Source organism: Polaromonas sp. P1_A2 (assembly GCF_056406895.1).
Genome location: NZ_JBFTZI010000001.1, coordinates 360333 through 386552 on the forward strand (window position 1 = coordinate 360333; position 26220 = coordinate 386552).

Below are 26220 nucleotides of genomic sequence, written 5' to 3' on the forward strand. Positions count from 1 at the left end.
GGACGACATAGTAGCTGATCCCTCTGCAGGCGGGCCAGAAGGAGCTTAAGACAGAGCAAGTGTTAGACGTGCGTTAACACCTCCAGCACTCACCTTCACGTGGAAAGCGTTTGCGCCTGACTTGACGCTCTAACGGCATTGTCTATTTCTACAGCGGCGGCACCTGCGATCTGCGTTACCTTGATTTCTACGTCTCACGCCGGAGCAAAACAAAAAACCTTCGCAGCCCCGCGGTGCCCCGCGGTCGATGCGTACAGCCTCTCGCCATCGGTGCACAGCCGGTAAACCCACCAGCCTCCATCGCCGGAACCGGGGTTGCCCAGTTCGGTCGGTCCCACCGCTTGCCAGTGTTGCGCGCCGTCCAGCATCCAGATTTGCGCGGGGCGGCGTGTACCGTGTCCTGTCGCCACCACCAGGCGGCCCTTGTAGACAATGGCGTCGTTCATGATGAGCGACTCGGCCATCAAGGCCGGTGTTGCGCCTGTTGCCAGGGGGCCCCAGCGGTCGCCGTCGAACACCCACACGCTGGAGGCACCCTTGGGCGTATTGTCGGGGCGCGATACCGTGGCCACCAGGCACTCGCCGAACACGGCCAGGCTGAGCACAAAAGGCAGGCCCTCGCGCGCCCAGCTGCCGCGGATGCCGGCGCCGCCGACTTTTTCCCAGGATGTCCCGTCATAGCGCCAGACCGCGCTGGCCGGGCCTGTCAGCCTGCCGGTGCCGGTGCCCGCATACAGCACGCCCTTGAAGGCGACCAGGCAGTAAATCGTGCGCACCCCCGCGCCCCAGCCGCCTTCGGGGTCGGGCAGGTAAGTCCATTGATTGTCCGGCCCCAGCTGGGCGACGCGTGGATGACCCCATTGGCCCATCACGACCCGGCCGTTCCAGGATGCAAAGCTGTAGGGTCCGCACTTCTCGCCCAGGGCCAGGCCTTCGCTGATGTGCGTCCACTGGCCGTCGGCCAGGCGCCAGACGCCGGTTTTTTCGGCGGCCAGCAGGGTGTTGTCATCCAGGCTGAACAGGTGGTCGACAAAAGAGTCGCCGGCACGCCAGGATCCGGCCAGGTCGCCGCCGACCTGTGTGCAGGTTTCATCGGAGAGGCGCCAGACCTGGCCGCCGGGGCCGTCGGCCTTGGGGCCGGTCAGGCTCGCATGCAAGGTGCCGCGGTGCATGGCCAGGCCGCGCACTTTGTAAAAGGCATCCGCCGGCCAGCCGCGGCCGCCGCCCTCACCGGCGAGCACGCTCCAGCGGCCCTTGCCAAAGGGGGATGCTCCTGACGCCTGGGGCAAAGCGGGCGTTTGCCCCGCCATCTGCAACTGGTAGCCGAGCTCCCGCTCCATGGCCATGGCCTCCACGGCACGGGCGGCGGCGCGCAACTGCCTGAATTCGGCGCGCAGGCGCGGCAGCCAGCGGCGCAGCAGGGCGGCGGCCAGCAGGATGCCGCAGACGGCGGCGAGGATGGGCAGGAGCCATAGCAAGGTCATGGGTGTACCGCCTCGGTCGGGGCTGTTGGGTTGATCAGGAAGGATGCAAGCTGCGCCACCCCGGGTGTCGCCGCGTCAAAAGCATACGCCGCTGCTGGCCGCCCGCCGTCGCCGCTGGCGCGCATGGCGTCGCGAAGGCCCGCCAGCATGGCGGGAAGCGCAGCCGCCTCGCGGACGGCGTAAACGCTGTCGTCCAATGTTTGCGCGGGCGGGGTCTCCTGGCCCGGGAACTGGGTATAGCGGTCCGCGCTGCCCCACAGCAGCACGTGTTTGCCCATCTGCAGCGCCTGTTCAACCGTGGTGGAAAAATGGGCGACCAGCAGGTCGCTGTCCGCGAGCTGCTCGAGAAAATCCTGTTCAACCCCGCACACCACCACATTGCGGCGCTGGCCCAGCCGGGAGAGGACGACTTGCGAGTCGACTTCGCGCTTGGGCCTGACGCGTATCGTGAGCTCGACGCCGTCAAGCCGCTCCACCGCATCGGCCAATGCCGACAGGCCGTCCATGTATTCGTCGGCGGTTTCCGCGATCCATGGGAAAAAGTCCGACCAGTTCTGGTAGTTGCCCGCATGCAGGATGCGCAGGGGCCGGCCGGGCTGGCGGCTGTTTTGGGCGGCCGGGTAGGCCAGGCGCACATCGCATTTCCGCACCAGGCCGCCCAGGTCCCGTTGGCCGCTCACGGGTGACCAGAACGCCGCCACGTCCACCAGGCGGTTGCAAGTCCTCTGGCTGAAAAGGGTATCGAGCACCGCCGCGGCAGGCGGCGAGCCGGAAGGCGGGTTGGAATTGTGGTTAAAGATGACGCGGGCCGCGCCGGCTTTTTTCGCCGCGTCCATCAGGGAGGCGGAGATCCAGGAATTGGCTTCATAGCTGGTGGCGCTGGGCGCGGCGAGGATGCGCATCAGCCTGGCGCCTTCGGTGATGACGGCCAGCATGACCGGGACCACCTGTGCGAAATACGGCTGGTAAAGGCGCCAGGCCGAGCGGACCTTCTCATCGCGGAGGGTGTGGCCCATGCCTTCGAGTGTTGCCAGAACCTGCCGCACGCGCGCTTCATCGCGGTGCAGCGGCGGGATCGCGAAAGTGCGCGCGGCGCCCTGGTTTTGCAGCTCCCTGAACAAATCGGCGTAATCGCTCCATGAGCCTTTGGTGGGCTGGAACACCGCTATTTTTGCGCCCTCGTCCTTCAGCGCCTGGCGCAAGCCGTTCTTGAGCTTGGGGGTGGGGGCCGCCACCCATTTCCCGCGGGGGCCGGCCGTGATACGGGCCGCGATTGCGCTTAAAAACGCATAGAGCGCGGGCCACGGCGGCCGGGCGCCCGCGATGAAATGGGCCTGGCCGTAGCTCCAGATTCTGGGCAACATGGCCTGGTGAAGGGCGGCCCAGTCCCCGGCCTCGACCCAGGCGCCGGCGCGGTTGCGGACGCGCCAGGGCCCTGGCGGCAGGGTTTCATGCAGCCGGTGCACGAGGCTGGCGTGTCCCCAGATGGACTGCCTCGCCATCAGGGCCACCGAAGGCGGCAGCGCGGCTGAAGCGGCGGCGCCGTCAAAATCGGCCAGTGCGGCGCCCGCCGCGGCGACACATTTTTCATGTCCCTGGCGGGAAAAGGCGGCAATGGTGCCCTGAACCGCGATACCCGCCTCACGTGCCGCGAAGAGCGCCGAAGGGGACAGCGCCACAGCCGCGGCGCCCGCCGGCAAGGGCGGCGCCAGCAGCACGTCCTCGCGGTCGAAAAAAACGACGGTGGCGGCCTGGTCCACGGCTTGCTGCAAGGCCGTGTCAGGCAAAGAGTTTCTTGACCTGGTTGAGGAAGCCGCTTTTTTTCACGAACAGCTCGGTGGGCAGGGACAGCGGCTGGTCGGTGATCTGCTTTCCGGCGATCGCCGGCGTCCAGAACAGCACGTCGCGGCCGGTGTTGGAGTACTCGCGCTGCTCGACGCCGTGGAAGGAATGGTCGCACTTCATGAAAAACAGCATGGAGTTGGGCACGTACTCGGCCGTGTACGCGACTTCGAAGTCGGCGTACTCAAAGCGTTCGGAGTCCCAGTCGGTGAAAGCCGGGTTGCGGGCCCGGTAGAAACTGGTGCCGAAGGGCTTTTGGGCTTCATCCTTGGGCAGGTAAAACGCGCCCACGATGGTCTTGCTGCCCGAGTCGGTGTGCGGCGAGATCGCGAAGTTGGAGTAGTCGCGCACCAACAGGCTTCGGGGCTCGATGCGGACCGTGGAGGGCCCGATCGCCGCTTTCTTGAGCTGCTCTTTCCGGTAGGCGGCGTTGACGTCCAGGAAGGGCTGGAATTTGGCGGTGATCCTGTCCAGGAATTCCTGGGAGTGGATCCAGGCTTCGAATTCCTGCCAGATCGCGCGGCCGCCTTCCGGGAATTTATCCAGGGTTTTCCTGGAAAGGTCCAGGCCCAGGCGCGATTCGTAGGGCGCGGGAAAACGGTCGTAGCTTTCGTTGGGGGGCAGGGCCGCGATCAGTGTTTCGTAGTACTGCGCGGGCAGCACGTCGCGCATGTAGAAGTAGGGGAAAGGGTCGGTGACGATCGCCACTTTTTCGAGATTGGCGTAGAGATGGTCTTTGATTTCTTGGTTCATGACAGCACTCACTGGGTCAATGGGTGGAGAAAATTCGGCGCCGGCGGCAAGTTGCCCTATTCCTGGCCGGCCTCGGGTTGCGATTCAAAGCGGTTGCTGACGACGCGGGCGGGCGAGCCGACCGCCACCGAACCGGGCGGCAGGGACTTGTGCACCACCGTGCCCGCGCCCAGCACGCAGCCTTTTCCGATTGTGACGCCGTCCAGGATGCGGCAGCCCGCGCCCATCCAGACGTCATCCTCGATCTTGATCCCGCTCTTGGTCAAGCCCTGTTCCCGGATGGCGACCGTCGTGTCCTCAAAGCGGTGGTTGGCGGGGATGATGACGGTATGCCCGGCGATGCGGACATCGTTGCCGATTTCGCAGCCGCCGTGGCCGTGCACCAGCGAATAGGCCTGCACCGTGCAGTTTTGCCCGATCGTGACGAAGCCGCCCTTTTTACCGGTATGGACCATGGCGCCGGGCCCGATGTAGGAGCTGTCGCCGATGCGGATTTTTCCGCTCTTGTGGCAATGGATGATCGCGTGGGCGTCAATGATGACGTTGCGGCCGAACTCCACGTTTTCAGGAAAACCCGTGAAGATGGCGGTGGGGTGGATGCGCACGCTGTCGTCGCAGCGGGGCACGCGCATGGGCCAGAACAGCCATTGCATGCGCCGCAGCCAGAATCCGAGGCGGGAATTTCGGGGTATCAGCAATTGGAGCTCCAGTCCTGGTCCACGTGGAATGAGCCGATCTGGTAGGTCTTGTGGGCGAAGTAGTCGCCCGCCATGACGGTGAAAGCCAGGGCCTGGTTGACCTTGTCTTCGAGGTAGCCGTTGCTCCAGAGCGAGACGTCGGCCGTGTATTCGCCGGACATCAGGGCCAGCTTGGGGATGGTGCAGCGGGCCTCGCCGGTGCTTCCCTCGAATGCCAGCTCCTGGCCGGGGGACTCGTTGGTCAGCAGGGCCACGATGCGGTCCATATTGTCCCGGATCGAAAAGCGCGCCACGAGTTTTTCATTCACCGGCTCTTTGGCGGCAATCGAAAAAACGATGCTGGCCGGGCGTCCCGTGGAGGGCGGGCGGCCGGCATCGTCGCCAATCGTCAGGTCCGTGATGCGCAGATTGCCCTTGCCGCTACGGTCCTTCCTGCTGCCTATGCCCGACACGGTGGCCTGCGTGGTCGAGGCCAGGTAGGAGGAGACCACTTCCGACGCGGGTCCGTCCAGCTTCATGCGGCCCGACTCCAGCCAGATGGCCCGCGTGCAAAGCGACTGGATGGCCTCCATCTGGTGGCTGACGAACAGCACGGTGCGCCCTTCGGAGGCGACCGTGTTCATTCTTCCCAGGCATTTGCGCTGGAATTCGGCATCGCCCACGGCGAGGACTTCGTCGATGACCAGGATTTCCGGGTCCAGGTGCGCGGCCACCGCGAAGCCGAGCCTCACGCGCATGCCGCTGGAGTATCTTTTGACCGGGGTGTCCAGGAATTCCTCGACGCCCGAGAACGCGACGATCTCGTCGAACTTGCGGCCGACCTCGCGGTGCGTCATGCCCAGCAGCACGCCGTTCATGTAGATGTTTTCACGGCCTGTGAGCTCGGGGTGGAAACCGGTCCCCACTTCCAGCAGTGAGCCGATACGGCCGCGGACCCTGATTTCACCTTCGTCGGGCGTGGTGATGCGGCTCAGCAGCTTGAGCAGCGTGCTTTTGCCGGCGCCGTTGCGGCCGACGATGCCGAGCACCTCCCCCTCCTTGAGTTCAAAGGAGATGTTGCGCAGTGCCCAGAAGCCTTTGTCGTCTTCCTGCGCATCCGCCGCGCCCTTGCGCGAGAAAAGGCCGGCGACGCTGTCGCGCAGGGTCTGGTAGGGCGCCATGCCGCCCAGCCTGTATTGTTTGCCAACGCCGTCAAGTCGCAGTATCGGAGCAGTCATCTGAATCTCAAAGCCGATCAACAAAGTCTTTTTCGAAGCGGGCGAAATACACCAGCCCGCCAATGGCCAGAACCACGATCGAAAGGGAGGACACGATCAGGCTGGGCATGTCGGGGGGCTTGACCCCCAGCAGGGACCACCTGAAGCCGTCTATCACGCTCACCATCGGGTTGAGCATGAATAGCCACTTCCAGTTTTCAGGGATCATCGACGTCGGGTAGATCACCGGTGTCACGAACATCCAGATCTGCGTCAGAAAGGGCATGGCCTGCTGCACGTCGCGGTATTTCGCGTTGATGGCGCTCAGCCACAGCGCAACCGCCATGGCCGAGGCCAGCGCCAGCAGGATGAAAACCGGCGCCAGCAAAACCTCCCAGCCCGGATAGACGCCGTACCAGACCATCAGCGCGATCAGGATCCCGAAGGAAATGGCGAAGTCGACGAGGCCGGAGAGAATGGACGACAGGGGTGCGATGAGCCGCGGGAAATAGATTTTCCCCATCATGCCGCCCATGGTCACCATGCTGGTGCTGCCCTGCGTCAAGGCCTTCGAAAACAGCTGCCAGGGCAGCAGGGCCGTCATGACGAATACCGGGTAGGGCAGGTTGTCGGACGGCAGGCCGCCCAGCTTGCCGAAGATGACGGTGAACACCACCATGGTCAGCAGCGGTTGCAAAATGGCCCACAGCACGCCTATGGCGGTCTGCTTGTAGCGGATCTTGATGTCGCGCGTGACCAGTATCCAGATGAGTTCGCGAAATCCCCAGAGCTCGCCGATATCCGGGAATCCCCAGCCTTTGCGGCTGGTGATGAGAACGGTCGTGTGATCTTTATGCATGTGCGGGCTTGTGGCTGTCTTGTGGCGGGTTTAACGGGAAACTGCGGCGGCCGCCTGGCCTTGCAGGTTGCGCACGTACCACGCGGTGGCTTTTTGCAGGCCGGCCTCGATCCGGTAGGCCGGGGAGTATCCCAGCAGCCGCGAGGCCTTGCTGATGTCCGCCAGCGAGTGCCTGACATCGCCCGAACGAAAGTCCCGGTAAACCGGGGCGGCGTTGCGCACCGCGGGAAAGTCCGGCGACAAGTAGGTCACCAGGTAGCGGTACAGCTGGTTGAGCGTGGTCTGGTCGCCCACCGCGACGTTGTAGACCTCATTGCTGGCATCGGGGTTGTCCGCGGTGGCCGCCAGCAGGTTCGCCTGCACCGCATTTTCAATGAAGCAGAAATCGCGGCTGGTTTCCCCGTCGCCGTTGATCAGCACCGGTTCGCCGGCCAACAGGGATGCGGTCCATTTGGGGATGACCGCCGCGTAAGCGCCGTTCGGGTTTTGCCGTTGACCGAACACGTTGAAGTAGCGCAGGCCTATGGTCTTGAAACCGTAGGTTTTGGCAAAAACGGCGGCGTAAAGTTCGTTGACGTACTTGGTGACGGCATAGGGCGACAGCGGCTTTCCGATGTTGGCCTCGACCTTGGGCAGTGCCGGGTGGTCGCCGTACGTCGAGCTGCTGGCGGCATAGACAAAACGCTTGACCTTGGCGTCCCGGCCGGCGACCAGCATGTTCAGGAAGCCGCTGATGTTGGTTGCGTTGGTGGCGATCGGGTTGTCGATGCTGCGCGGGACGCTGCCCAGGGCCGCCTGGTGCAGCACGTAGTCCACGCCGGCGCAGGCTGCCTGGCAATCCTCCAGCACGCAGATGTCGCCTTTGATGAAGTTGAACCTGGACCACTGCTCGGCCGTGACGCTGGCCTGCACGGCGTCCAGGTTGTGCTGGTAGCCGGTGGCGAAGTTGTCCAGGCCGACGACACGCTGGTCCAGCTTGAGGAGGTGCTCCAGCAGGTTGCTGCCGATGAAGCCGGCCACCCCCGTCACCAGCCAGGTGGCGGGGTGGGCGGGGAGGTGGGCCTGCAGTTGTTGGTACTTGCTGCTTGACATGTTAGAGCCGCAGGTCCGACGCCTGCGCGGGGAGAAGGTATTTCAGGTCATACAGGACATGGGTTTCGGCGCCCAGTTTCCGTATGGCGGCTTCGCCCATTTCCTTGAACTGGTGATGGGCGACGGCCAGGATGATGGCGTCGTAGGCGCCCGCCTTCGGTTGCGCCACGAGCGGTATGCCGTATTCCCGCCGGGCTTCGTCCGCGTCGGCCCACGGGTCAAAGATGTCGACCACGCAGTTGTAGTCCTTGAGTTCGGCCACCATGTCGATCACGCGGGTGTTGCGCAGGTCGGGGCAGTTTTCCTTGAAGGTCAGGCCCATGACCAGCACTTTCGCGCCGTCCACGTGGATGCGCCGCTTGGTCATCGCCTTGACGAGCTGGGCCACCACATAAGCGCCCATGCCGTCGTTGAGCCGCCTGCCCGCGAGGATGATTTCGGGGTGGTAGCCGATGGACTGGGCCTTGTGGGTCAGGTAATACGGGTCCACCCCGATGCAGTGGCCGCCCACCAGTCCGGGCCTGAAGGGCAGGAAATTCCATTTGCTGCCGGCCGCCTGCAACACCGCTTCGGTGTCTATGCCCATGCGGTTGAAGATGATGGCCAGCTCGTTGATCAGGGCGATGTTGAGGTCGCGCTGCGTGTTTTCGATGACTTTTGCGGCCTCGGCGACCTTGATGCTGGCCGCCTTGTGCGTTCCTGCTGTGATGATTTCGTTGTACAGGCGGTCGACCAGGTCGGCGGTTTCCGGGGTCGACCCGGAGGTGACTTTTTTGATATTGGTCAGGCGATGCTGCTTGTCACCGGGGTTGATCCGCTCGGGCGAGTAGCCGGCGAAAAAATCCCGGTTGAAAACCAGGCCGGAAAATTTCTCGAGCACCGGCACGCAGTCCTCTTCGGTGGCGCCCGGATAGACGGTGGATTCGTAAATGACGATATCGCCGGCTTTGAGCACCTTGCCGATCAGTTCGCTGGCCCGCACCAGCGGCGTGAGGTCCGGCCGCTTGTGTTCGTCAATCGGCGTGGGCACCGTGACGATAAAGCAGTTTGCCGCGGCAAGGTCGGCCGCGTTCGCGGTAAAAGTGAGGTGGCTGGCGGCCTGGAGCTCTTGCGGCTCGGTCTCCAGCGTGTGGTCGTGGCCCGATTTCAGCTCCGCGATCCGGGCTTCATTGATGTCAAAGCCGATGACGGCCCTTTTTTTTCCGAACTCCACCGCCAGCGGAAGGCCTACATAGCCGAGGCCGATGATCGCGATCCGGATGTCGGGTAGTGTGTTCGGGTGAGTCAGCGACATATCAAAAGACTTGTTTCGGATTTTCGAAAGAGGCGTTGCCGCCCACTCCGGTCCGCGTTGTTAATAGCTCTATCTCGGCTTTGCCGTGCCGGCCGTCGGGGATTTTGACGCCTGGGCAGCCAGTTTAGCTTTTGCCGTTGCTTCGCTGAAAATGGGTCGAAAGGCCCGTCGGCGTCCTGAATGGGGTGCCACGCGGCATCCGCATGCCGTTTCGCGGGGCGGGCGGCGTTCCCGGGAGGGCGGCCGCCAAGTTTAAGCTGCATTTGGCTTCGATCCGGCATTTCGCTTGCAAAAGCGGAAAACCCGGCCAGTTTGCCGGGGAAAACGGCCTGCCGCAGCAAAAGCGCTCGCTTATGCGGCCATGCCGGGATTTTGGGGGTGCCCGGATGCGGCACAATTTGGCCGAGCCAAATACTCGCGACAATCGTCAATCCGGGCTTTGCCGCAGCCGTCGACATGTGATGCGACGTGGGCGAAGCGAACGGACCGAGCCAGAAACTCCCCCTAGAGACCTCATGCAACCCAGAACCCGCAATTTAACGCTTTGGCTGATCGGAGCGGCACTCCTGTTTCCGCTGTTTATCCAGCTGTCCGGCGGCATTTACAACAGCCCCCGCTACGTCGTCGATTCCGGCGGCGTGCTCAGCACCTTGCCATTGCCGATCTCCATAGGCGCCTGTGTTTTCGGCATCCTCGCGCTTGCGCAGAACCGCCGCCAGGCCTTGCCGGCGGCGGTTTTTATCGCCGTGCTCGCCGCGGCCATGCTGTTGTCCATGGTGTTCGCGGGGGAAAACCTGGACATTGAAAAGCGCAAGACCCTGCTTGCGGCGCAGTTCCTGCTGCCCACCATGGGCCTGGTGCTGGGCCAGCTGGTGCGTGATGAAGAGGATGTGATTCCCCGGGCCTTTATGTGGGTGCTGCTTCTGCTGGTCCCGGTGCAACTGGCCATTGGGTGGTGGCAGAAGACGCTGACGCTGACGCACCACATCTATGTCTTCAGCATTTACCAGCATTTCCAGTTTGTGCCCGTCATCTTCATCGCCGCCTTCTGCGTGGCCGTGGTGCACCTCTGGGAGCGCCACAAGACCTTGCTGCGCTGCCTGACCGTTGTCATGGGGGTGTATGCCGTCGCCAGCGCGTCTTTCCTGACCGTGGGCCTTTACAGCGCTTTTGTGCTGCTGTTTTTCTCCAAAAAAATGTGGGGGCTCAGGACGGCCCGCCTGACCAGTTTTGTGGTGTTCGGTGCGGGCATCGTGGCGGCGGTCCTGGCCGTTGGCGTGTATTACAGCCTTGCCAAAACCAACACCAGCGTTGCCGACGACAACGGGCAGTACGTGGGCAAGTTCGACACGCTGGTGGAGGGCAAGATGCCGGTGAATATCCGGGACCGCCTGGGCGACTGGGCGCTGTTTCGCAACGGAATCACCGAAAACGCCCGCACGCTGGTGTTCGGGCATGTGGAGCCCCTGCCGCGCGCGGTCAAGACCAGCGCCCACAACTGGTATCTCGATTTCACGTACAGCTTCGGCCTGGTTTCGCTCCTGCCGATGTTCGGGTTGATTGCCTTTACCGCGCACCTGGTCTGGCGGCGGCGCAAATCCATTTCGGGCCAGACCTGGTGGCTTGCGGCGCTGGTGGCCTTTTTGGTGCTGGTTGACAGCAATTTCAAGGTCACGCTGAGGCAGCCTTACCCGGGAATTTTTGCGTACTTTCTCTGGGGCTTGTTGCTCACACGCTTGCGTTTGCATGTGCCGTCGCAGCGTGGCTGAGTTTTGCGCGGCCCCATGAGCACTCCCTCTGCAAACCTTAGGGGCGGGATACTGATCAGCACGGCGGGTGTGTTCGGTTCGGCCTTTTTGTGGCTGCTCAGTTTCAAGGCCGTTGCCCTGTGGATGGGGCCGGAAGGCGTCGGGCTTTTTTCGCAGCTCAGGCAGATGGCGCAAGCCGCCACGGTGGGCGCGACGTTTGGCGGCACGAATTCCGTCGTTCAGGGACTGTCGGAGCGTTCGGAAGAAGCAGCCCGCAGGCAATTTCGCGCGACGGCGGCGCGCCTTGTCGGTGCATCCGGCGTGATGGTGGTAATGGCAATACTTGCCGCCGCGCCTGTGTTGACCCAGTTTTTCCTGTCGTCCAATGCGCCTGAGCTTGTGGCGACGGTACGCTGGCTTGCGCTGGCCGTGCTGCTCAATGTCGCCGGGACTTATGCACTGGCTGTGCTCAACGGCTATCGCTCCTACCCCTATCTTGCCCTGGCGCAGATCGCCGGGCCCGCAGCGCTCGTGATGCTGCTGGCGGTCGCATGGTGGTGGCGCTTGCCGCCCGATCCTTTTGTGCTGTCCATGTCTTTTGTGGTGTGCTTCGGCATCACCTGTCTTGCGGGCCTGTTCGGGGTCTCGCGTTTGCCCCGGCCCGCCCTCATATTGCCGGCGCCGCGGCTGGCCAAGGCCGAAAGCCGTGTCTTTCTCCGGTTCGCGCTGTCCAACCTTGCAGCGGCGCTTTCCACCACCCTGGCATTGCTGTTGATCCGGTCCTGGGTGATTGAGGCGCGCGGACTGGCATTTGCCGGCCTGTTCGATGCGGGCTGGACATTGACCTTCAACTACACCACGCTGTTCCTGACCGCCTGCAGCGCGATATACCTTCCGCTGCTGACCCGGGCCACCGATGCGCAAAGCCAGAAGGCTTGCATGCTCAAAACGGCCTATCTGGTCTTGGCCGGCGGCGTGCTGGTTTGTTATGGCATGGTCCTTTTGAAAGGCCCGCTGATCAATCTGCTGTACAGCCCGGCGTTCCAGCCGTCGGGACAGGTCCTCGTCGTGCTGGTGATCGCGGTTCTTTTCCGCAGCATCTCCTGGGTGTATGGAACCATGATTCTTGCCACCAGGAATTCACGCGTCCTGTTGCTCTCCGACCTGGCACTCAACCTCGGCCTTCTTGCGACTGTCAAAGTTGCGCTTGTGAACTTTTCTTCCCTGGCGGCGCTGGCGTGGGCCTTCGTGCTGCCGAACTTTCTGTACCTGGTGTTTGTGGTGGAATATGCGGGATATAAAAATCCGTTGATGCGGCGCAGGCATATCTGGCCCTTTTTGCTGGTGGCAACGCTTCCGCTGCTGATGCTGGTGCTGACGGGTGCGGGGGCTGCGCCGGATTGGACCCTTGGGCAATGGCTGGCCATGGTTGCCGGCCCGGCGGTGGCCGCCGCATCACTGGTCGCTTACAAAAGGGTGGTGCTGTGAAAAATCTACGGGCGGATATCGAGCGTTACCAGCGATTCATGGGGCATGCCGGGCCGGTTTCCACCCTCAGGCTGCTCGCCAATTGCTTCAACCCGCGCATGGCGCCCGTGGTCCTGATCCGTCTGGCGGAGTTTTTCTTTGAGCGGCGATTGGGCGTGCTTGCCAAACTGTGCACCATGGCAAACGTCGCCGTCTTCGGTATCGAATCATCCCCCCAGGTCAAGATAGGCGGCGGGCTGTTTTTGCCGCATACCGTGGGTACCGTGCTGGGCGCCGAAAAGATTGGCGACAATGTCACCATCCTGCAAGGGGTGACCCTGGGAACGGCGGAGCCGGACAAGGGGTTCACGGTGTCGCTGCGGCCAGTCATAGGCAATGACGTGGTTCTGGGCGCCGGGGCCAAAGTGATCGGCCGCGTCACGGTCGGCGACCACGCCAAAGTCGGCGCCAATGCCGTGGTACTGCAGGACGTTCCCCCCCATGCTGTTGCGGTCGGGGTTCCCGCCAGAATCATTCTTCGCACTGAAGCCGCAAACGTCCAGGAAAAAAATTGACTCGCCTTTCTTTAAGCGCCTCACTGGTGATCTACAAACCGGAGCTGGCAACGCTGGAACGCACACTGCTCGCTTTGCAGGAAGCCGCTCGCGTGGCCAAACAGGATCGCGAACTGCTTCTGGAGCTGACCCTCGTTGACAACTCCTGCGATGCCGCCCTGCACGAGCATCTCGGCCAGTGGCTTGAGGCACGCCGTGCCGCCATGTCCGATTGGACGGTGAGCCTGCTGCTGTCGCCCGGCAATATCGGCTACGGCAGGGGCAACAACCTTGTCATTGAAGCGGCCCGTTCAGACTACCACCTGGTGGTAAACCCCGATCTGTTCGTGGCGCCCGACGCGCTGCGGGAAGCATTGCGGTTTCTGGAGGACCACCCCGAAACCGGCCTGTTGACGCCGGCGGTATTTGGCGAGGACGGCGAGAGGCACTACCTGTGCAAGCGCCATCCCACCCTGCTCGTCATGTTTCTGCGCAGTTTTTCCCCCAAATGGCTGCAATCGTGGTTCAGGCCGACGCTTGCCGAATTTGAGATGCTGGATTGCGACTATGAGAAACCGATTTTTGGCGTGGAGTACCCGACGGGGTCCTGCATGTTCTTTCGGACCAGCGTGCTGCAGCGGATCAAGGGATTTGATCCGGATTATTTCCTGCACTACGAAGACGCCGACATAGGCCGCAGGACTTTGCAGGTGGCAGGGGTCGTCTATGTTCCCTCCGTCAAGGTTGTGCACCAGTGGGCGCGGGACACCCATCGCTCGTGGGCATCGAGGCTGGTGACCGTTCGCTCCGGTTTGCTTTATTGGCGAAAGTGGGGTGGCGTGTTCAGCAGCAAGGCTGATGCTGGCCTGGCCGGAAAAAATGCCGCGGAAAGTGGCGTGCGGGCGGGGAAGACGGGCACGCCGCGGCCTGCCGTTCCGGCGGGCGCGGGAAAGACCGTCCTGGTGACGGGCGCCAACGGTTTTATAGGGAGAGCCGTTTGTTCCGACCTGGCGTCAAGGGCCTACCGCGTGCGCGGTGTTGTACGGCATCCGCATCGCACGGTTTCGCAGGGCGAATTTGAGTGCTTGTCAATGGATGAAATTGACGCGAATACGGATTGGTCGGGTGCGCTGGATGGCGTGGATACCATTGTTCACCTTGCCGCACGTGTTCATTTGATGCGCGAAACCGCGTCGGACCCTCTTGCTGAATTTCGCCGGACCAATGTGGCCCTGACCTTGAATCTCGCGCGCCAGGCCGCCGCCGCGGGCGTGCGGCGTTTTATCTTTATCAGCTCCATCAAGGTCAATGGCGAGGTGACGCCGGTGGGCCAGCCTTTTACGGCAGAAGATGCGCCGCATCCTATCGATCCTTACGGCATCTCCAAGCTTGAAGCCGAACAGGGCTTGTTGACGCTTGCGGCTGAAACCGGGCTGGAGGTGGTCATTATCCGGCCGGTGCTGGTTTACGGGCCGGGCGTGAAGGCCAACTTCCACTCCATGATGCGTTGGCTGATCAAGGGCTTACCCCTTCCGCTGGGTGCTTTGTCGAACCGGCGCAGTTTTTTGGCCTTGGGCAACCTGACGGACCTGATTGCAGTCTGTGCGCAGCATCCAGCCGCCACCAACCAGGTTTTTCTGGCCAGTGATGGCGAGGACCTTTCGATCTCGGGACTGCTGCGCCGCACCGGAGTGGCGCTGGGCAAGTCCGCCAAGCTGATTCCCGTGCCGGTCATGGTACTCAGGGGGGCTGCGCGTCTGGCGGGCCAGGAGGCCGTCATGCAGCGATTGTGTGATTCGTTGCAGGTGGACATCTCGAAAACACAGCGGGTCCTGGGCTGGGCCCCCCCCGTGGACGTGGACGACGCGCTGAAAGAAACCGCCCGGCAATATCGGTACGGCAGCACATGACAGACACAACGCCGCCTGCCGTTTTTTTGACGGGACGAACCAGCACTATCGGGTCGCTGCTGCTTCCTTTGCTGCTGCAGCAAGGCCTTCAGGTGCAGGCATTGGGACGCCAAGCCCCGGCTGAGGAGGATCGTGCACCGGGCCTGGCCTGGTTCAAGACGGACCTGGCCGCGCCCGCGCAGGAACTGCCCCCGGTCCAGGCCGGCGCCCTGATCCACACCGCAAGCCTCTGGCTGCTGCCGGGCTGGCTCGAAAAATTCCACGCGCGCGGCGTGCGGCGCGTCATTGCCTTCAGCTCGACCAGCCGTTTCACCAAGCTGGCCTCGGCCAGCCCTTATGAGCTGGAGGTGGTCAACAAGCTGATCGCGGCCGAGGAGCACCTGGCGGCCGAGTGCGAGCGGCTGGGCATGGCCTGGACGATTTTCCGGCCCACGCTGATTTACGGCGGCGCCGGCGGGGACCGCAACGTGGCCGACATCGCGCGCCTGGTACGCCGCTTCGGCTTTTTCCCGCGTTTCGGCCAGGCCCTGGGCCGGCGCCAGCCTGTGAATGCGCGCGACCTGGCCCTGGCCTGCGTGCAAAGCCTGGACGTGGCCGCCAGTTTCAACAAGGCCTACAACCTCAGCGGCGGCGAAACCCTGGCCTATGTCGACATGGTGCGGCGCATCTTTGAAACCCTGGGCCGCAAGCCGGTGTTCATTCCCGTCCCGATCTGGGCCTTCCGTGTCGCGGTGCGGCTGGCGCGGCTGCATCCGCGCTTTTCGCACCTGACGGCCGACATGGCGCTGCGCATGCAGGCCGACCTGGTGTTCGACCACCAGGACGCCACGCGCGACTTCGGCTACCGCCCGGGCCGCTTCGATCCGGCCTACCTGACCACGCTGCGCTGACCCGGCCACCCTGTGCCGTGGGGGCGCCGGCTATGTTGCACAATGGCGCCATCCTCCCTTTTTAGACCTTTGGCCATGAGCGACACCTCCATGACTGATCCTGACCTCTCCCACGTCGGCCCGCGCGACAAAGCCGAAATCCTGGCCCAGGCGCTGCCCTACATCCGCAAGTTCCACGGCAAGACCCTGGTCATCAAATACGGCGGCAACGCCATGACCGACCCGGCCCTGCAAGCCGACTTCGCCGAGGACGTGGTGCTGCTCAAGCTGGTGGGCATGAACCCGGTGGTGGTGCACGGCGGCGGCCCGCAGATCGAGGCCGCGCTGAACCGCCTGGGCAAAAAGGGCCACTTCATCCAGGGCATGCGCGTCACCGACGAGGAAACCATGGAAGTCGTCGAATGGGTGCTGGCCGGCCAGGTGCAGCAGGACATCGTGGGCCTGATCAACCAGGCCGGCGGCAAGGCCGTGGGCCTGACCGGGCGCGACGGCGGCCTGATCCGCGCGCAAAAGCTCAAGATGCTGGACAAGGACGACGCCTCCAAGGAGCACGACATCGGTTTTGTCGGCGACATCGTCAGCATTGACCCCAGCGTGGTCAAGGCCCTGCAGGACGACGCTTTCATCCCGGTGATCAGCCCTATAGGCTTCGGCGAGGAAAACGAGAGCTACAACATCAACGCCGACGTGGTCGCCGGCAAGCTGGCCACGGTGCTCAAAGCCGAGAAGCTGGTGCTGCTGACCAACACGCCCGGCGTGCTCAACAAGGCCGGCGAGCTGCTCACCGACCTGAGCGCCCGCGAGATCGACGAACTGTTCGCCGACGGCACGATCTCGGGCGGCATGCTGCCCAAGATCGAGGGCGCGCTGGATGCGGCCAAGAGCGGCGTGAACTCGGTGCACATCATCGACGGCCGGGTGCCGCACGCCATGCTGCTGGAGATCCTGACCGACCAGGCCTACGGCACCATGATCCGAAGTCATTGATACCCCCCCGAAGCGCCTTCGGCGCCTCCCCCCGAGGGGGCGCCACCTGCGGCCCGGCAAAGCCGGTTCCGCGCTGGCACTCGTAGGAGACCCCATCGTATTGCTGAGGGCCTTGAAATGCGTTTACTTTTAGTGGAAGACGACGTGATGGTGGCCAGCGGCATCAAGCTGGGGCTTAGCGACGCCGGTTATGCGGTCGACTGGGTCGGCAGCGCCGAGCGGGCCGAGGAAGTCCTGCAGGGCGAAACCTTTGACGCCGCCATCATCGACATCGGCCTGCCGCGCATCGACGGGCTGGAGCTGACCCGGCGCCTGCGCCGCGGCGGCCTGGCCATGCCGGTGCTGATCCTGACCGCGCGCGACGCCCTGCAGGACCGGGTCCAGGGCCTGGACCTGGGCGCCGACGACTACATGGTCAAGCCCTTTGAGCTGCCCGAACTGCTGGCGCGCCTGCGCGCGCTGCTGCGCCGCTCGCAGGCCGCCACCAGCGCCACCCTGAGCTTTGGCGCGCTGGAACTCGACACCGCCAACCGCGAGGCGCGCGCCAACGGCCAGCTGATAGAGCTGGGCCCGCGCGAATGGACGGTGATGGAATACCTCTTGATCAACGCCCCCAAGCCGGCCAGCAAGGACAAGCTCCTGCAGGCCATGACCGGCTGGGACAAGGAGATCACGCCCAACGCCATCGAGGTCTATATCTCGCGCCTGCGCGGCAAGCTGGAGCCGCACGGCATTGCCGTGCGCTCCATCCGCGGTTTTGGCTACCGCCTGGAACTGACGGAAGCCGCGCCCGGCTTGCCCGGCGCGGGCGCCGAGTAAGCGCCGCGCGCATGGACGCTTCCGGCCGTTCCTGGGCCGACCGCCTCAAGGCCCGACTGGCCGCCCTGGCCGCGCGAGCCGGCCGCAGCCGCCTGATGCCGCCGGCCATGAAGTCCGGCCTGCAGCGCCGCCTGCTCTTGCTGCTGCTGGTGCCGCTGGGGATTTTTGCGCTGGTCAGCGTTTACTTCGACTACCAGACCGCCGGCAACGTCGCGCTGCAAAAGGACCAGCAGCTGGCGCGGCTGATCCCCTTGCTGGCCGATTCCGTGGTGGGGCCCGGCATCACGCCCGGCGGGCGTGAGCCCTTGCTATTGCTGGCGCCACCCGTGGACGACTTCCTCAAGGGCCGCATCGGCTTCGCCGGGTTCCGGATTTCCGATGTCCAGGGCGAATTCATGGCGGGGGAGGAATGGATCCCCGAACTCCTGCCGGCCACGCATGAGACCGAGTTCCACAGCATCGAACACAAGGGCGTGACCTACCGCATCGCGGCCCAGCGCGCCAACACGGCCGCGGGCGAGTTGATCGTGCAGCTGGCCGACGGCTCAGACCCGCGCCAGCAGTGGGTGCGCTCCGTGCTGCTCAAGGTCATACTGCCCAACCTCATCCTGGTGATGGCCGCGGGTTTTGCGCTCAACTGGGCCGTCACGCGCGCGCTCAAGCCGCTGATCGAACTCAAGGACGCGGTGGAGCGCCGCAGCCCGCGCGACCTGAGCGCCATAGACCCGCAGACCACGCCCGCCGAGGTCCAGCCGCTGGTCAGCGCGCTGAACCGGCTGTTCGGCCTGGTCAACGACCAGGCCGAGGGCCAGCGCCGTTTTGTGGCCGACGCCGCGCACCAGCTGCGCACGCCGCTGGCCGGGCTGCAGGCGCAGGTCGAGGCCTGGGCCCAGGCGGCGCGGGTGGCGCAGGCCGCGGGTTCGGACGGCGCCGTCACGCTGTCGGCCGAGAAGATCACCAAGCTGCGCAATGCGACCCGGCGCACTTCGCAGCTGGCCAACCAGCTGCTGGCGCTGTCGCGCGCCGACGCCACGGCCGCCGCCGCCCAGCCCATGCAGCGGGTGGACCTCAAGGACCTTTGTGAGTCCATACTGCCGTTGCACCTGGACGCCGCCGCCCGCAAGGGCATAGACCTGGGGCTGGAGGCCGAGCCCGCCCAGACCACGGGTTATGAATGGCTGCTGCGCGAACTGCTGGGCAACCTGGTCGACAACGCCGTCAAGTACACGCCGGCCGGCGGCACTGTCACCCTGCGCTGCGGCCTCAGCGCCGGCTCGCCGCCGCCGGACGCCGGCGGCGACCCCGAGCATCCGCGCTGGGGCGTGTTCCTGGAGGTCGAGGACGACGGCCCGGGCATTGCGCCCGATGAGCGCGCCAAGGCCTTGCAGCGCTTTTACCGGGTCCAGGGCACGGAAGGCGAGGGCAACGGCCTGGGCCTGGCCATCGCCAGCGAAATTGCCCGCGTCCACCATTCGCAGCTGGAGCTGGGCGACGGCGGCACAGAGGCCTCGGGACCGCGCGGATTGCGGGTGCGCCTGAGTTTGTAGTCCGCCCGCCACAGTGAGCGCTCGCTGTTATGAAACAGAACGTTGTAGCTACGCCTCACGCGTTAAAACCCGGGCTGTTCAAGCCCTGAACCGTCACTTCCCTGTGCGAGAATGAATTGCAACGATATCCGGTTTTTTGAAACATTCTCCACTCGATCGCCTATGTCCGACCTTGCGCCTGAATCCGAACTGAGCCCCCAGGGCACGCCAGCCTCCGCCGAGCCTGCGGTGCGCAAGCGCCCCAAACCGGGGGAGCGCCGGGTCCAGATCCTGCAGGCGCTGGCGACCATGCTGGAGCAGCCGGGCGCCGAACGCATCACCACCTCGGCCCTGGCGGCCAGGCTGGAAGTCAGCGAAGCGGCGCTTTACCGCCATTTCGCCAGCAAGGCCCAGATGTTTGAAGGCCTGATCGAATTCATAGAGCAAAGCGTCTTCACCCTGATCAACCAGATCGGCGAACGCGAGCCCGACCACTCGATTCGCACCCGCAAGCTGGTGGTCATGGTGCTGCAGTTCGCCGAGAAAAACCCCGGCATGACCCGCGTCATGGTCGGCGATGCCCTGGTGTTTGAAAACGAGCGCCTGCAGGAACGCATGAACCAGTTCTTCGACAAACTGGAATCCAGCCTCAAACAAAGCCTGCGCGACGCGGCAGCCGCCAGCGGCGCCGCCACCCCCACGGTGGACGCCCAGGTACGTGCCTCGGTCATCGTGGCCTTTATGGTCGGCCGTTTGCAGCGTTTTGCCCGCTCGGGTTTCAAGCGCCTGCCATCGGAACATCTAGAAGCCAGCCTGGCGACAATCCTGGCCTAAACAGACGACTCCTATCTAGTGGGGGCCATAGGCGCCCGTCCCCTGCAAGGGGAAAAGGCGCGACACGGAGTGCGCGTCCGATAGGGACGATTCTTCCCCAGCAGGGGCCGGGATCCGGCTTTGCCGGTCCCAAGGCGCCTGTCCCCTTGAGGGGAGGGGGCGCTACACGAAGTGAGCGCCAGCAGGGGGGCCTATCTACCAGTTCCAGAGCGTGCCGTCGTGCTGCAAGCGGTTCACCGGCAGGTAGGCGCGCTGGTAGGGGTATTTGGCGGCCAGCTTCTCGTCGATTTCCACGCCGTGGCCCGGCGTTTCGCCGCAGTGCATAAAACCCTTGTCGAAGCGGTAGCTGTGTGGGAAGACCTCGTCGGTCTGCTCGGTGTGGCGCATGTATTCCTGCACGCCGAAGTTGGGCACCCAGGTGTCGAAGTGCAGGGCCGCGCCCATGCACACCGGTGACAAATCGGTCGCGCCGTGGCAGCCGGTGCGCACCTGGTGCAGGGAGGCGAAGTCGGCGATGCGCCGCAGGTGGGTGATGCCGCCGGCGTGCACGACGGTGGCGCGTATGTAGTCGATCAACTGGTTCTGGATCAGGTCCTTGCAGTCCCAGATAGTGTTGAAGATCTCGCCCACGGCCAGCGGCGTGGTGGTGTGCTGGCGTATCAGGCGGAAAGCCTCCTGGTTTTCGGCCGGCGTCGCGTCCTCCAGCCAGAACAGGTGAAAAGGCTCCAGCGACTTGCCCAGCCGGCCCGCTTCGATGGGCGTCAGGCGATGGTGCGCGTCGTGCAGCAGATGGATGTCAGGCCCCACGGCCTGGCGCACCGCGTCGAACAGCTTGGGTGTGTGAAGCAGGTATTTTTCGCTGCTCCAGTCGTGCTCGCTGGGCAGGTTGCCATCGGCCGGCTCGTAAAACATGCTGCCCTTGCCCACGCCGTAGACTTTTTCCAGGCCCGGCACGCCGCTTTGCGCGCGTATCGCCTGGTAGCCCATCTCCTTGTAGCGCAGCACCTCGTCCACCGTGTGGGCGATGTCGCTGCCGTTGGCATGGCCGTAGACCATCACGCCGTTGCGGCTGCGCCCGCCCAGCAACTGGTACAGCGGCAGGCCGGCGGCCTTGGCCTTGATGTCCCAGAGGGCGGTGTCCACCGCGGCAATCGCGCTCATGGTCACCGGGCCGCGCCGCCAGTAAGCGCCCTTGTAGAGGTATTGCCAGATGTCCTCGATCTGGTGCGCGTCGCGGCCTATCAGGCAGGGAATGACGTGTTCGGTCAGGTAGCTCACGACCGCCAGCTCGCGCCCGTTGAGCGTGGCGTCGCCGATGCCGCTCAGGCCTTCGTCGGTTTCAATCTTGAGGGTGACGAAGTTGCGGCCGGGGCTGCAGACAATGACGCGGGCGTTGGTGATTTTCATGAAAGGTCAGGGGGTAATAAAAGAATGACAGTCGGGGAGGCTGCGGCTTTCAGCCGTTCCAGCCGAGGTGGCCGAGGAAGTCGCGCGTGCGCGCCACCGTGGGGTTCTCAAAAATCTGCGCGGGCGGGCCTTCTTCCAGGATGGCACCGTTTTCAAACACCACCACCCAGTTCGCCACGCGCTGCGCAAAACTCATTTCGTGCGTGACCACGATCATGGTCATGCCTTCCTGGGCCAGCTTTTTCATCACATTGAGCACCTCGCCCACGGTTTCCGGGTCCAGCGCTGAGGTCGGCTCGTCGAACAGCATCACCTCAGGCTCCATGGCCAGCGCGCGGGCTATCGCCACGCGCTGTTGCTGGCCGCCCGAGAGGTTGGCCGGGAAGTTTCCGGCCTTGGACTCCAGCCCCACTTTCTCGAGCAGCGCCATGGCGCGTTTGCGCGCGTCGGCTTCGCTCATGCCCAGCACGGTGATGGGGCCCATGGCCACGTTGTCCAGCGCCGTCTTGTGCGGGAACAACTCAAAACTCTGGAACACCATGCCCATGCGCTGGCGCACCTTGCGCACCTCGGTCTCCCGCGTGGGCAGCGGGATGCCGTCCAGCAGCACGCGCCCGCCGTTCAAGGTTTCCAGCGCGTTGGTACAGCGCAGCAGCGTCGACTTGCCCGAACCGGATGGTCCGATCAAACACATCACCTCGCCCTTGTTCACTTGCAGCGAGACGCCGTTGAGCGCCACAAAATCGCCGTAGAGCTTGCGCACGTTCTCGTAGACCAGCACGGGCGGCTGCTCCGCGCCCTTGCGCGCCGCGGTGGCGCCGCCTTGTCGGGTAGCTGATGTCATTCCTTGACTCCGTATTTTTTGTGGATCCAGTCCACGAGTTTTGCCTGGGGGTAGCCCATCAGCCAGTAAATCGCGGCCATGGCGGTCAGCATTTCCAGCACCCGGAAGGTCTGGGCGCGTATCTGCATGGAGGTATAGGCCAGCTCGCTGACGGCGATCACCGACACCAGCGAGGTGTCCTTGAACAGCGAGATCCAGGTGCTGGCCAGCACCGGCAGGATGCGGCGCGCCGCCTGCGGGATCACCACCTTGAACATGGCCTGGCGGCGCGACATGCCCATGGCCAGCGCCGCCTCCATCTGGCCCTTGCGTATGGAGTTGATGCCGGCGCGAAAGGTCTCGGCGTTGTAGGCCGAGATGTTGAGCACCAGCGCGACCAGCGCCGTCGTCAGCGCCGAGAACTGCACGTCGAAGGCGATAGGCATCACGTAGAAGGCCCAGTAGATCACCAGGATCAGCGGCAGGTTGCGGAAAAACTCCACAAAGGCCAGCGAGACGGAGCCCAGCAGCTTGTTGGACGACAGCCGCATCAGCGCCAGCAATATGCCGCCCGGCACGGCCAGCAGCATGGTCAGCACCGTCAGGCCCACGGTCATGAGCGCGCCGTCCCACAGCGCGCCGCGATGCGTCCAGATGACGTTCCAGTCGAAATTCATGAGCGCCCCAGGTGTGCGAGTTTTTGGTACATGCGGTCGACGACGCGGGTCACCGGGAACAGCACCAGGAAGTACAGCACCATCACGGCCGTGAACACCTCGACCGGCCGGTAGCTCTGGCCGGCCACGGTTTCAGCGCGGTGCATCAGCTCGGGCACGGCGATCACGGTGGCGATGGCCGTGTCCTTGATCGCCATGGTCAGCACCGAGCCGAAGGCCGGCAGCATGCGTATCGTGGCCTGCGGCAGGATGATCTTGCGCAGGATCTGCGCGCGCGACATGCCCAGCGCCAAGCCGGCGCGCGTCTGCCCGGGGCGTATCGATTCAATGCCGGCGCGGATGATCTCGGAGGCATAGGCCGCGATGTGCAGCGTCAACCCCACCAGCGCCGCCCAGAAGGGCGGAAAGGTCACGCCGGCCAGCAGCGGGAACGCGAAGTAAATCCACACCAGCACCACCAGGATGGGGATGGCGCGCATGGTGTCCACGTAAAACACCAGCACGGTGCTGAGCCAGCGCGGGCCGTACAGGCGCAGCAGCGCGATCACCAGCCCGGTCAGGATGCTGGTCACCGCGCTGACCACGCTGAGCAGCACGGTGATGCCCAGCCCGCCGGCGAAGAAACGCCAGTTCTCGATGATCGGTGAAAAATCCACGTCCATGAAAGGTCCGTCCGGGGTGAAATAGGGATGGCGCGGCCCGCCTGGCCAAGCAGCGGACCGCGATGTGACAGGAGGCGGATTACTTCAGGTTCTGCGTCATGCGCGCTTCTTCGGCCTGCAGTTGCGGCTCCATGCGCTTTTCGACCTCACGCAGCCAGTCCAGGTAGACCTGCTCGTTCTTGTTCACGCCCATGCCGGTCTTGATCTCGAAGATCTTGCTGTCCTGGCAGTTGTTTTCTTTCGGGAACACCGCCAGGCCCTTGACCTTTTTATTGATGTTGGGCCAGAGCATGCGGTTCAGCGGCGCCACGTCGGAGCGGCCGGCCAGCACCTCCTCAATCGGCGCGACCGAGCCTGAATTGGCCACACCGCGCAGCTTGGCCTTGGAGAATTGCTCGCGCACCAGGGGCTCCTCTCCCGCGCCCGAGAAATAGGCCATGGTGATCTCGGGCTTGTTGAAGTCTTCCAGCGTCTTGGCATTGGTGAACTTCGGGTTGTCGGCGCGGCCGAACATGCACACGCCGGTGCTCGAGAAAGTCACAAAGTCAATGATCTTGGCGCGTTCGGCATTCTGGTTCAGCGGGCCGATCATGATGTCCATCTGGTTGGCGATCAGCGCCGGCACCTTGGTTTCATGGCTGACCGGTACAGGCACGATCTTCACGCCCAGCAGCTTGGCGAACTCCTTGCCCAGCAGCCAGGAGGGGCCGGACCAGGGCTCACCCTCGCCGGTGGTGTTCTGCGCCAGCCAGGGCGGGTTGTTGACCACACCGACACGCAGCACACCGGCCTTGCGGATCGCATCAATGCGCTGGCTGGCGCCGGGCGCGGGCGGCGTCTGGGCCAAGGCGGCGGCCGATATGCCGGCGGCAACGGCGGCCAGCGCAAGATGGCGGCACAGGCGCAGGGAAGAACGGAAGCGGTTCATGGTTTGTCTCTTTCTGTTTGGGTCTTGTGGGTATTCCGGGAATGGAGGGCGGCGTTGGCGCTTACTTGAGCGATTCGATCACGCGCTTTTCTTCGGCCGCGAGTTTGGGTTCCAGCGTTTTTTCCACCGCGCGCAGCCAGTCGAGGAAGGCTTGCTGGTTTTTGTCGACGGCCAGGCCCACGGGCGAGGCTTTTTCCTTGCTGCCCTGGCAGTTGTTTTCCTGAGGAAACACCGTCAGTCCCTTGACCTTCTGGTTCAGATTGACCCAGGGCACACGGTTGATGGGTGCCGCATCGGCGCGCCTGGCCATGATTTCTTCCACGGGTGCGGTCGCGCCCGAGCTGGCGACGGCGCGGAACCTGGCCTTGGGGAAACGTTCCTTGACCCAGTTCTCTTCGGCGCCGCCCGTGAAGTAGGCAATCGTGATGTCGGGGCTGTTGAGGTCGTCCACCGACTTGACCTTGGCCAGCTTGTCGTTGCCTGCGCGGCCGAACATGCAGACGCTGGTGGTCGAATAGACCACGAAGTCCACCACCTTGAGCCGCTCCGGCGTTTCGCCCAGCGGACTGATGGTCATGTCGACCTGGTTGGCGGCCAGCACCGGCACCTTGGTCTCATGCGACACCGCCACTGGCACCAGCTTGACGTTCAGGAGACGCGCATATTCGGTCGCCAACGTCCAGGCCGGGCCGCTCCAGGCCTGGCCGCCGCTGGTGTTCTCCAGCAGCCAGGGGGAGTTTTGCAAAACACCCACGCGCAGCTCGCCGGATTTTTTGATCGCGTCTATGCGCGGGCTGGCGCCGGGCGCCGGCGGCGCCTGCGCGAACAGCGCGGCGCTGGCCAGGCCCATCGCCAGGCCCGCCAGGGTGGATTTGAGTTTCAGTTTGGGCGTGTTCATCTTGTCTCTCGTTGTGTTGTTTGGGGAAGAACTGTCTGGAAAAAAGCGTGGAACCATTCACCTCCAGGCTTGGGCGAATTCGCTAATGACGCGTTCCAGGTGCGCGCGCATGGCAGCCCTCGCGGCAATCGGGTCGCGCGCCAGCAGCGCCTTGAAGATGCGCTGGTGATCGGCGTGCGAGGCCAGGCGCAGCTCGGGCGTGTGGAAGTGGTGTTCTATCTTGGTCCAGACCGGGCCCTTGGCCTGGGCCCACATGGCGCTCACCATCTGCAGCAGCACGCTGTTGCCGGTGGATTCGGCGATGCGCAGGTGGAACAGTTGGTCGGCCGCCTCGTTTTCTTCCTTGTTGTCGATGTGCTCGCGCATGTCGCTGAGGGCAGTGAAGATGCGGTCCAGGTCGCCGTCCTTGCGGGTTTCCGCCGCGACCGCGGCGATTTCCGACTCGATCAGGCAGCGCGCGCGCAGCAGCTCAAAAGGGCCGGGGCCGGTCTCTGACATAAAGGGCGAGGTGGTCGCGTTGCCGCGCACCTGGGTGACATAAATGCCTGAGCCGCCGCGTACTTCCACCACGCCCTGCAGTTCCAGCGCGATCATGGCTTCGCGCACCGAGGTACGGCTCACGTCAAAACGCTCGGCCAGCGCGCGCTCCGACGGAAGCCGCTCGCCGAGCTTGAATTCGCCCTGGGCGATCAGCGCCAGCAACTGCGTGGCCAGGCGCTGGTAAGAGCGGTCGGACAGCGCCCGGGGCGCCGTTGAACTGTCGTCGGGGGAGGCCGGTTGGATGAGTTGGAGTGCCATGGTGGATCCCAAATTGGTTGGACCAATTATCGAATTTGGCGCCCAAAATAGCCAATAGTGGTTTACCACTATGG

The 26220-nt window shown here is 64.1% G+C and carries 24 protein-coding genes; 9 read left to right on the forward strand and 15 right to left on the reverse strand.

Features of this window, described 5'->3' with window-relative positions; all coding sequences use genetic code 11:
* Positions 1–194 precede the first annotated feature (194 nt).
* The 8 genes from AC1D09_RS01735 to tviB are packed head-to-tail and all read right to left on the reverse strand — an operon-like array spanning position 195 to position 9218.
* Positions 195–1484, reverse strand: coding sequence for a hypothetical protein (locus AC1D09_RS01735; RefSeq protein ID WP_477663601.1), 1290 nt, complete (start codon positions 1482–1484; stop codon positions 195–197).
* The gene (locus AC1D09_RS01740) at positions 1481–3271 is read right to left on the reverse strand and encodes a hypothetical protein (protein WP_477663600.1); all 1791 of its coding nucleotides are present in this window, start codon (positions 3269–3271) and stop codon (positions 1481–1483) included. The genes AC1D09_RS01735 and AC1D09_RS01740 overlap by 4 nt, the downstream gene beginning before the upstream one ends.
* Positions 3264–4079 (reverse strand): hypothetical protein, encoded by an 816-nt coding sequence (locus AC1D09_RS01745; protein ID WP_477663599.1) that lies wholly within the window; start codon positions 4077–4079, stop codon positions 3264–3266. Before AC1D09_RS01745 ends, AC1D09_RS01740 begins: the two co-directional genes overlap by 8 nt.
* Positions 4080–4135: 56 nt before the next feature.
* A complete protein-coding gene (locus AC1D09_RS01750) occupies positions 4136–4777 on the reverse strand; it encodes an acyltransferase (protein ID WP_477663598.1) in 642 nt (213 codons plus the stop codon).
* Positions 4771–5994, reverse strand: a complete 1224-nt coding sequence (locus AC1D09_RS01755; RefSeq protein WP_477663597.1) for an ABC transporter ATP-binding protein — start codon at positions 5992–5994, stop codon at positions 4771–4773. Before AC1D09_RS01755 ends, AC1D09_RS01750 begins: the two co-directional genes overlap by 7 nt.
* A gap of 7 nt (positions 5995–6001) precedes the next feature.
* Positions 6002–6832: an ABC transporter permease gene (locus AC1D09_RS01760; protein WP_477663596.1), complete on the reverse strand. Its 831-nt coding sequence runs from the start codon at positions 6830–6832 to the stop codon at positions 6002–6004.
* A gap of 30 nt (positions 6833–6862) precedes the next feature.
* On the reverse strand, positions 6863–7924 hold the full coding sequence (locus AC1D09_RS01765) for an NAD-dependent epimerase/dehydratase family protein (RefSeq protein ID WP_477663595.1): 1062 nt from the start codon (positions 7922–7924) through the stop codon (positions 6863–6865).
* 1 nt (position 7925) lies between these two features.
* Entirely contained in the window at positions 7926–9218 is a 1293-nt protein-coding gene (gene tviB, locus AC1D09_RS01770) for a Vi polysaccharide biosynthesis UDP-N-acetylglucosamine C-6 dehydrogenase TviB (RefSeq protein WP_477663594.1), read from the reverse strand.
* Between the two features lie 515 nt (positions 9219–9733).
* On the opposite strand from tviB, the gene AC1D09_RS01775 reads away from it, so the two are divergent.
* The 9 genes from AC1D09_RS01775 (at position 9734) to slmA (ending at position 19953) form a co-directional block, all read left to right on the forward strand.
* Positions 9734–10987, forward strand: coding sequence for a hypothetical protein (locus AC1D09_RS01775; RefSeq protein WP_477700908.1), 1254 nt, complete (start codon positions 9734–9736; stop codon positions 10985–10987).
* A 15-nt stretch (positions 10988–11002) separates the two neighbouring features.
* Entirely contained in the window at positions 11003–12454 is a 1452-nt protein-coding gene (locus tag AC1D09_RS01780) for an MATE family efflux transporter (RefSeq protein ID WP_477663214.1), read from the forward strand.
* A 98-nt stretch (positions 12455–12552) separates the two neighbouring features.
* Positions 12553–13008 (forward strand): serine O-acetyltransferase, encoded by a 456-nt coding sequence (locus tag AC1D09_RS01785; protein ID WP_477700909.1) that lies wholly within the window; start codon positions 12553–12555, stop codon positions 13006–13008.
* A complete protein-coding gene (locus tag AC1D09_RS01790) occupies positions 13005–14897 on the forward strand; it encodes an NAD-dependent epimerase/dehydratase family protein (RefSeq protein ID WP_477663216.1) in 1893 nt (630 codons plus the stop codon). Before AC1D09_RS01785 ends, AC1D09_RS01790 begins: the two co-directional genes overlap by 4 nt.
* Before the next feature lie 101 nt (positions 14898–14998).
* A complete protein-coding gene (locus tag AC1D09_RS01795) occupies positions 14999–15787 on the forward strand; it encodes an NAD-dependent epimerase/dehydratase family protein (RefSeq protein WP_477663217.1) in 789 nt (262 codons plus the stop codon).
* A 90-nt stretch (positions 15788–15877) separates the two neighbouring features.
* Positions 15878–16774, forward strand: a complete 897-nt coding sequence (argB, locus tag AC1D09_RS01800; protein ID WP_074576764.1) for an acetylglutamate kinase — start codon at positions 15878–15880, stop codon at positions 16772–16774.
* A gap of 117 nt (positions 16775–16891) precedes the next feature.
* On the forward strand, positions 16892–17593 hold the full coding sequence (locus AC1D09_RS01805; protein ID WP_074575994.1) for a response regulator: 702 nt from the start codon (positions 16892–16894) through the stop codon (positions 17591–17593).
* Positions 17594–17700: 107 nt separating this feature from the next.
* Entirely contained in the window at positions 17701–19140 is a 1440-nt protein-coding gene (locus AC1D09_RS01810; RefSeq protein WP_477663275.1) for an ATP-binding protein, read from the forward strand.
* A 162-nt stretch (positions 19141–19302) separates the two neighbouring features.
* On the forward strand, positions 19303–19953 hold the full coding sequence (slmA, locus tag AC1D09_RS01815; RefSeq protein ID WP_477663218.1) for a nucleoid occlusion factor SlmA: 651 nt from the start codon (positions 19303–19305) through the stop codon (positions 19951–19953).
* A 195-nt stretch (positions 19954–20148) separates the two neighbouring features.
* Here the strand turns inward: slmA and manD are convergent, their stop codons facing one another.
* From manD to AC1D09_RS01850, 7 genes are all read right to left on the reverse strand, one after another.
* Entirely contained in the window at positions 20149–21360 is a 1212-nt protein-coding gene (gene manD / locus AC1D09_RS01820) for a D-mannonate dehydratase ManD (RefSeq protein ID WP_477663219.1), read from the reverse strand.
* 49 nt (positions 21361–21409) lie between these two features.
* Complete coding sequence (locus AC1D09_RS01825; protein ID WP_477663220.1) at positions 21410–22204, reverse strand: amino acid ABC transporter ATP-binding protein; 795 nt, start codon at positions 22202–22204, stop codon at positions 21410–21412.
* The gene (locus AC1D09_RS01830; RefSeq protein WP_477663221.1) at positions 22201–22860 is read right to left on the reverse strand and encodes an amino acid ABC transporter permease; all 660 of its coding nucleotides are present in this window, start codon (positions 22858–22860) and stop codon (positions 22201–22203) included. Before AC1D09_RS01830 ends, AC1D09_RS01825 begins: the two co-directional genes overlap by 4 nt.
* Positions 22857–23522 (reverse strand): amino acid ABC transporter permease, encoded by a 666-nt coding sequence (locus AC1D09_RS01835; RefSeq protein ID WP_477663222.1) that lies wholly within the window; start codon positions 23520–23522, stop codon positions 22857–22859. Before AC1D09_RS01835 ends, AC1D09_RS01830 begins: the two co-directional genes overlap by 4 nt.
* Before the next feature lie 79 nt (positions 23523–23601).
* Complete coding sequence (locus tag AC1D09_RS01840; protein WP_477663223.1) at positions 23602–24450, reverse strand: transporter substrate-binding domain-containing protein; 849 nt, start codon at positions 24448–24450, stop codon at positions 23602–23604.
* Positions 24451–24511: 61 nt separating this feature from the next.
* Positions 24512–25348 carry a substrate-binding periplasmic protein gene (locus AC1D09_RS01845; RefSeq protein ID WP_477663224.1) on the reverse strand — a complete coding sequence of 279 codons (837 nt, stop codon included), beginning with the start codon at positions 25346–25348 and terminating at the stop codon, positions 24512–24514.
* 57 nt (positions 25349–25405) lie between these two features.
* Positions 25406–26146, reverse strand: coding sequence for a FadR/GntR family transcriptional regulator (locus AC1D09_RS01850; protein WP_477663225.1), 741 nt, complete (start codon positions 26144–26146; stop codon positions 25406–25408).
* Positions 26147–26220: the final 74 nt, after the last annotated feature.